This window comes from Shewanella abyssi, from assembly GCF_023284025.1.
GTDB classification, from domain to species: domain Bacteria; phylum Pseudomonadota; class Gammaproteobacteria; order Enterobacterales; family Shewanellaceae; genus Shewanella; species Shewanella abyssi.
Map to the genome: position 1 here is coordinate 1 of NZ_JAKIKR010000096.1, position 7818 is coordinate 7818.

8 protein-coding genes are annotated in these 7818 nt (G+C 43.7%); 1 reads left to right on the forward strand and 7 read right to left on the reverse strand.

The window, feature by feature from the left end; all coding sequences use genetic code 11:
• The 3 genes from L2755_RS21535 to L2755_RS21545 form a co-directional block, all read right to left on the reverse strand.
• Positions 1-244, reverse strand: a 244-nt coding sequence (locus L2755_RS21535; protein ID WP_487250733.1) for a transposase, incomplete at its 3' end; no start/stop codon positions are given.
• A gap of 219 nt (positions 245-463) precedes the next feature.
• The gene (locus tag L2755_RS21540; RefSeq protein WP_248982698.1) at positions 464-679 is read right to left on the reverse strand and encodes a hypothetical protein; all 216 of its coding nucleotides are present in this window, start codon (positions 677-679) and stop codon (positions 464-466) included.
• 115 nt (positions 680-794) lie between these two features.
• Entirely contained in the window at positions 795-1280 is a 486-nt protein-coding gene (locus tag L2755_RS21545) for a hypothetical protein (protein WP_248982699.1), read from the reverse strand.
• 1137 nt (positions 1281-2417) lie between these two features.
• Here L2755_RS21545 and L2755_RS21550 point away from each other — a divergent pair.
• The gene (locus L2755_RS21550; RefSeq protein WP_248982700.1) at positions 2418-2891 is read left to right on the forward strand and encodes a TetR family transcriptional regulator; all 474 of its coding nucleotides are present in this window, start codon (positions 2418-2420) and stop codon (positions 2889-2891) included.
• A 185-nt stretch (positions 2892-3076) separates the two neighbouring features.
• On the opposite strand, the gene L2755_RS21555 is transcribed toward L2755_RS21550, so the two are convergent.
• From L2755_RS21555 to L2755_RS21570, 4 genes are all read right to left on the reverse strand, one after another.
• Positions 3077-4456 (reverse strand): MipA/OmpV family protein, encoded by a 1380-nt coding sequence (locus L2755_RS21555; protein ID WP_248982701.1) that lies wholly within the window; start codon positions 4454-4456, stop codon positions 3077-3079.
• Positions 4457-4592: 136 nt separating this feature from the next.
• On the reverse strand, positions 4593-5975 hold the full coding sequence (locus L2755_RS21560; protein WP_248982702.1) for an NAD(P)(+) transhydrogenase (Re/Si-specific) subunit beta: 1383 nt from the start codon (positions 5973-5975) through the stop codon (positions 4593-4595).
• Positions 5976-5981: 6 nt separating this feature from the next.
• On the reverse strand, positions 5982-6257 hold the full coding sequence (locus L2755_RS21565) for an NAD(P) transhydrogenase subunit alpha part 2 (RefSeq protein ID WP_202286362.1): 276 nt from the start codon (positions 6255-6257) through the stop codon (positions 5982-5984).
• A complete protein-coding gene (locus L2755_RS21570) occupies positions 6258-7445 on the reverse strand; it encodes a Re/Si-specific NAD(P)(+) transhydrogenase subunit alpha (RefSeq protein ID WP_248982703.1) in 1188 nt (395 codons plus the stop codon).
• Positions 7446-7818: the final 373 nt, after the last annotated feature.

The following is a 7818-nucleotide window of genomic DNA, read 5'->3' on the forward strand; positions in this document are numbered from 1 at the left end:
TATCAAGGTCAATTTTCAGCACTAGATGATAGTGATTATTCATCACCGCATAGGCACAGACATCGATACAAAAAATAGCAGACAGAGCCTTAACTCTATCGACAATCCAGCTGCGTCTATGTTCGAAATTCTTGCCTGTCAGCTTATCTTCACCGCAGAGGTAAGCCCTTCTGACGCAACGATTTATAATGTGATAAAAGGGTGTCGATTCTGGGTCGATTAGTGTACGTCGAGCTGAAGTCATAGTCGCTATCCTAAACAAACTGAGTTGAGGTAACTTAAAGGTTAGTAGAGGATGCTCTAAAGCACAAAATATATGCCTGTCCCATCTTTTGCTCGCGCCGCTATTTACTATATATAGGCATCACTTCCAGCAAGCTCGGGCTTGTTCAACACTTGGGATAAGGACGCGGCTGCGCGCGGCCTATCCTTATTAGTTATATGCAAATTACAACTGCAGAAATTAGCCTTTTATTTCTGTGAAAATAACCTCTGTAATCTGCTTATGACCACAAATTTTACATACACCTTCTAAGTATTGCTTTTCATCTAAAATATAAATTTTAGGATCAGTTATACCTAAATCAGATTTTTCACAATAATCACACCACGAATCATTAATAAAAAAATCTTTATCCGACTCGTCAAGAACATCAAAACTCAAATATTGTTTCTTCATACTCTGCTTTGCATATAACGCCCTAATAATGGGCAAAAAATTGTTGGCTAAAATGTTGAGGAATGAAAACAGCCAACTGTTTTTTGTCCTTATTTATTAGCTTGTTAAGTTGCAATTACAAACAACCTTCAATGTAACTAATTGCTGGATAACTACCTAGCCTAAATGAAGTTACAATATCATTATCTGTTTCAAATATAATCCCGTTACCGTCAGGAAGTTTTACTTCTAGATATTCACCTGTTTGAAAATTATATGGGTGCGGAGATGCTTTTAAATTTTTATAAACTGCCATGACTTCATTTTTAGATGAGCCGACAGTTACGCCATCCTGAGTAATTACAGCATTTGAAAAAACTTCAATTCTCACCACCGTATTTGATTCAATCATAAAGTGGGGAAGATCATCATCTTGGGATGGGGACAAGTAATAACAACTTACATCCTCACTATTAAGTTTCCCTGATTCATACTCTTTTAGAAGTTTAGTTGCATCGTGTGCGGACATTCCTATCTTTATGTTCTCATAAGATGTATCAACTAAAGATCCAGCTTGTGTGATAAAGCTAATTAAAATAGCTAATATGAGAAATATACGCATGACTCTCCTTGCAATTTAACATTTGTATATACGACCTGCGCGTTTTGCCAAGTCCACTCGAGAAAGCGTGCACGGGCATCAAGACTTATATATGTATTAATACAATGCATTACGACAAATCTAACCAAACTGTATTCAATACACCTATTGATAAAACTTAGTCGCACACTTTACTTGCCTGTTATCTCAGCCATTCAAGGTCGCACACTTTCATACTACTGAATTTACAGAATTTATTCACACCCCACAATAGTAAAGTGGGAATGGTTGTTGATTTTTTGGCTTGATTCGTTGGGAAATCCAATACGACTGTTATAGGTATACAGCCGCATTGAGGTGTTAGGAATGAAGCACTCTAGTCCTTTTTTGGCGAACAGTGAGGTCATTTCTTCAATTTTTCGTCTCACATTAGATGAGATATGACAAAAGCTGATAAACAAGATGTAAACAAACTTTTTATCTAGCTAACTTTGGGGCACTAATGAGCTAGCTTTTGGCAATAGTGGTTTCAATTGCCTGCAGCAGGTGTATGAGCAGATGCTACAGAGGCACGCTGCAAGTACCTCCCTGTAAGCTCTACGATGGCATCCATGCCATCAAAGGCCTCAGCTGCATCTACACTGGGTTTGAAAGCGCTAACTCTCAGCAATTGCGTTAGAAATTGAAACTCAATGCATGGATACACCTGTCATTCTCACAGAAAACACCGATTCCCCCTCGAAGTTGCCGAAATACGTTGGAATCAATCGCGTAAGTCCAGACATGGATGTCTGGCTAGCTTTCGCGGGGCAGGACGCCCCATCGGAAGCGTTAGCGATTTATCCATAAGTATGAGGCCCGTATTCAATGCATGTAACTTCGTCGGGGCGGCACGGGTGATCCAAGAGGGGATTGCTGTTGATCACCTTTTGGCCGGGTGTGGGATGGAATCCCACGACCTTTATCAAACGAAGTTTGATATCTTAAAGCTCATAGAGCCAAGCTCTAGCTTGCTCGCTAACGACTAGCAAATACCCCCGATCCCGCCATTTTTTACTGAACCTAAGCTGAACACCTGACAGATTGCCCTATAAGATGAGGGTTTCAGATGCCCGCTTTTGATAGAGTCGCTTATCAAATAATCATTGGGGCCGCATTATGCCGAAGCGTTCAAAAGCTGACACCAAGCAAACCATAGAGCAAATATTGGCTGCAGCACTACAGCAGATTTTGAGTATGGGGTATGACGCTATGTCCTATTCGACCCTTTCACAAACAACAGGGGTAAGCCGCACCGGCATCAGTCATCACTTTCCCTATAAGGCAGATTTCCTCAATCAGTTAGAGCCCAAACTCGCCGCGCTGTTAATTGAGGATTTGGATTTTAGTAGCATCGAGTCGCTGCAAAAATCATGGCATAGCGCATTAGAAACCGAGCAATTTAGTGCCATTTTAAAACTGTTCTTTGCTATTTGTGGCTCGAATCAACTCAATACAGCGCAATATAAAATACTGACTTTGCTAAATGAGAAAGTGGCGCTTGAACTAGGGACCCCGGGAGAGTCGGCAGTCGATACACTACTAGGACAAAGTGCGACATTCCTATTTAAGCAAAATGGAACGAGAGTATAAAAGGTAAAACGCCGAGCATTTAAAGTGTGTTATATCAAGGAGTGATACCCGATATGGACGTCAAACCTAAAGCCTTTGCAGCTACAGAGCCAGTCAAACGATTACCCTAGACATGCACTTTATGGTGAAGCGAATGACAGTGTCACTATCATAATGAGTATGCCGCAAATGCGGCCTTTTTTATTTTAAAAATGCCATTGCAGGTAAACGCTTTGATAGTTACTGCCGCCGCTTATGCGGCCAAAGGCTGAGCTAGATTCAAAAATGCCAGAACGATGGTGGATGCTATAACCAAACCAGAGGTTTTCCATTTTTCTTGAATCGAAAATGTCGCCGACATTCACATCTAAAGAAAAATCCAAATAATTAAGCAGCTTGGACGGCTTGTAATCTTTTTCTGCTAACTCACTCGCCTCAATATAAGTGACAGTGCTGGCGTAAGATAAACCTTCGGCGACGCCGAGTCGAAACCGCGGGCCAATTTCAAAGGTGTAGTAAGCCTTAATGGCAATAATGGCTTCGGCGATATTATCTTGTACCTCTGAGTCATGATGCCAGACTAAGCCTGGCGTTAAGTAAAGTTCGATTGGCAGGGTAAACATAGTATCGGTTAGTTGAGTACCGTAAAAAGCCGACGTCATTTGGTTATTGTAAGGATCAGTTTTGGTTTGCCATTTAAGTATCGCATTGAGGTTGGACGGGGTTGCCCAGCCATGGGCAATACGTAAGTATTCGGTTGGTTTTTCTTGTTTAGTCACCACAGGCTTAGCCGAATAACTCTTTTTATTGGGTTCCGGAAAAAAGCCAAAACCAAAAAAGGACTCATACTGAAAGCGGTTGTTAATACTGGGCAGATCATAGACATCAGCTTCCAAACGACCGACGCCAAATTGACCGAGTAAATAAAGATTTCTGAACACGTGGTAACGCGCCTTTATGCCCGCATTAAAGCTCACACCACCGCCAACATCGTATTTATCTAAGCCATAATAATATTGATTGAAATCGGCACTTTTCCACTGAAACTCGGCGTAAGGTAATAACCGCCAATCTCCAGACTGCCAAAGATATTGAGTGCGGCTATAGCCATAACTGCGTTTGTCAGAGTCAGAAAGAACCGCTAAATCAACATCCCATTGATCTTTGACAAAACGGTACTGAAAACCGAAGTCAAAAGCTTGAGATTGAGTGTCATTTTGCAGTTCTTGGGGGATATCAACAAAGCGAAAACGGGTGTATAGATTGACTTGATGGTTGTCATTTTGCCAGATATGAGCGGCAGCTTCCATGCCGTTAATATAGAAATAATCATTTTTAAAGTAGATGAGCGGCAGTGTGTCATACACTTCATCCTCTTCAGTGGCGTAGGGAATATCGCCACGGCGTTTACCGATACCAATACCCCAACGGTTATTCCATTGATTGGCAGTTGGCTCATCTACGGTCACTACAATGGCCGATTCTGTAGAGGTTGGCAATATAGGGTCATCAGCGGCTTTAAGCATGCCTTGGGGGGCAAGCATTAACAAGCTGGCAAAACTAACTGAAAGTAGATTGAGTTTCATATTGTTATTCTTAGATAAGCGCTGCTAGAAGTATAGAGAAAAAAGCGGTTTGCATACATAAGTTTAACAAAGTTGTATTAATTAATGCTTAAAAAAAAGACCGCGAATGCGGTCTTCCAATATTTGAAGCCAATGATTAATCTGCTTCTTTTAGACTCTGTGTTAGTTCAACAATGGCTTTCTTACCATCACCAAACAACATTACCGTGTTGTCCATCGCAAACAATGGGTTAGGTAGACCTGCAAAACCTGGGCTTAGTGAGCGCTTCACCACTACTACGGTTCTTGCCTTGTCGACGTTGAGAATGGGCATACCGTAAATTGGGCTACCTTTGTCTTCTCGAGCCATCGGGTTGGTAACGTCATTTGCACCAATCACAATCGCCACATCTGTTTGCTCAAACTGCGGGTTAATCTCATCCATCTCGATTAACTGCTCATAAGGTACTTCCGCTTCTGCTAGCAATACATTCATATGTCCAGGCATACGACCCGCTACTGGGTGGATGGCATAAAGCACTTTGGTGCCACGCGCTTCCATCACCGAGGCGAGTTCGCGCACTGCATGTTGTGCTTGCGCCATGGCTAAGCCGTAACCCGGTACGATCACAACACGCTCAGCAGTCTCAAGCAGCATCGCCACCTCTTCTGGTGAAGATGAGGTGACTTTACCGGCATAAACTTCGTCAGCATCCATGACTTCGCCGCCTTCTGCCATCACGCCAAATAGCACGTTAAACAGTGAACGGTTCATCGCCTTACACATGATCCGCGTCAGAATAATACCTGATGCGCCTACCAGCGAACCCGATACGATAAGCACGGTGTTGCCAGTAATAAAACCCGTGGTTGCCGCAGCTAGACCTGAATATGAGTTAAGCAGGGCGATCACCACGGGCATGTCAGCGCCGCCAATCGGTATGACCAGTAATAAACCCAGCAGCACAGATACTGCGACTAAGGCATAGATAAGGTTGGTGTTGCTTGGATCCATCACGATAGCGATAGACAATCCAATGGCAGCGATTAACAGTAATGCGTTGAATATTTTGTTGCCTGGCACCTTTATCGGGTTGCCTGATATAAGCTCTTGTAGCTTAGCAAACGCAATAAATGAACCTGATAGTGTTACGGCGCCAATAACCACGGTTGCGGTAATGGAAACCAAGGCGACAGTATGCGTAGCAGACTGGGGGTCGAGGAAGTTAGCCAAGGCGATAAAGAGCGATGCTCCTCCACCAAAACCGTTGAGCATGGCGACCATCTGTGGCATCGACGTTACTTGGATTTTGGTCGCCATAATAGCGCCAATAGTACCACCCAGTAACACACCGGCGATGATCCACTCGTAACTTAAAATACTCTGATCCAGCAGGGTGACCACTACCGCAATGAACATACCTAATGCGGATAGTTGGTTACCTCTAACAGCCGTTCTTGGCTTTGTCAGGCCTTTTATCCCTAGGATAAATAAGCTCGCAGCCACCAAATAGACGAGATAAATAATTGTCGTACTCATAGTGGCTTATTTCCTTTTGAACATAGCTAGCATGCGGTTGGTGACCATGTAGCCACCAACAACATTAATCGTGGCAAGTACCACAGCGACAAAACCTAAAACGTTGACCCAGATACCCGCGCCAGAACCGGCTGACAACAGTGCGCCGACTAAAGAGATCCCTGAGATCGCATTTGAGCCTGACATTAACGGTGTATGCAGCGTTGGCGGCACTTTAGTGATGATCTCAACGCCGAGAAATACCGCGACCATAAACAGGGTCAGTAAGAGTAAGATTTCCATTTATTTTGCCTCCGGTGTAGCAGCCTCAACAGCAGGCTCCTGTGGGGGTAAACCCAATATATCGCGTAAACGTGCACTGGCGACTTCGCCTTGATACGCGACTACGGTGTCTTTAACAATTTCATCTTCAAAATCAAGGCTTAAAACACCTTCTTTATCGACAAGTAGTTTAAGTAGGTTTTCAATGTTGGTGCCATACATCTGGCTAGCATGGTTTGCTGCACTGCCTGGCAGGTTTGATGGACCTAGAATGGTCACCCCTTTGTAAACCACCTCTTTATCGACTTCGGTCAGTTCACAGTTACCACCGGTTTCAGCGGCAAGATCGACAATAATGGTGCCGTTCTTCATGCCATCGACCATCTCTTTGGTGATCAAGATTGGCGCTTTGCGACCTGGGATTGCGGCTGTGGTAATGACGATATCTTGCTGTGCTAGTATGTTTGCCATCGCTTGCTGTTGACGCTTAAGAAAGTCATCACTCTGCTCTGTAGCATAACCACCCTTAGTTTCGGTGTTCTCGGTTTCTAAATCGAGTTCAACCGGTTTAGCACCGACCGAGATAATTTGCTCGCGCGCGGCAGGGCGAATATCGTAAGCCTCAACGACTGCACCTAAGCGTTTGGCGGTTGCACAAGCTTGCAGGCCAGCAACGCCGACGCCCATAATGAAAGCGCGTGCAGGTTTGAGGGTACCCGCTGCTGTCATCATCATTGGGAATAAACGCGGTGCTTTATGGGCGGCAAGCAATACGGCTTTATAACCCGATACCGTGGCCATTGAAGAGAGAATGTCCATGCTTTGTGCGCGCGTAATACGTGGCACAAGTTCGAGTGCAATAGCGGTAGCGCCTGTTTCAGCAATCGCCTGGGCATTTTCTGGATGCGCCAGTGGATCCATCATGCCAATCACGATTTGATGCGGCTTAATAGTTGCTTTTAGTTCAGCAAGTTGCTCGCCTTTAGCGTTGACGACGGTAATCACATCCGAGTCACTTAAGACCTGTTCGCGAGATACAATTTCTGCACCTGCCGCAACATAATCTTCATCGGTAAACCCGGCATGATTTCCAGCATTGCTTTGTACCAGCACTTGCACATTTTTCTTTAGCAGACGAGCCACATTGGCAGGAATAAGTGCAACACGACTTTCTCCTGGATGACTTTCTTTGGGGATACCTAACTTCACAAAGGTTAACCTCTTAGTTGAGGACATTCGTAGGGACAGATGTCATTTTTTTATTTGTAAGGTTGCATATTGTGGCGACTCTGAATCTAGACACAAGCGCATATTTTTCAATATCGTGTTTACGGTACTGGTCTGACTAAAATATTTGCGCTAGGCCACACTTTTCAATCGAAGTTTGCTGTCTTCAAGCTCATTAAAAGTGAATTCATTCATATGCCAGTTACTTTTGTAGCTTACTTTTCACACTTTGTATATTCCAAAATGGAATTAAAAATCATTTTTTATTCTTTTTTACTTTCCGGCAGAGACGCTAAGCTTGCCAACATTAAACTGATACAGGGCCGTCCTTATGTTGTTAAAAGAGCTTTCATCA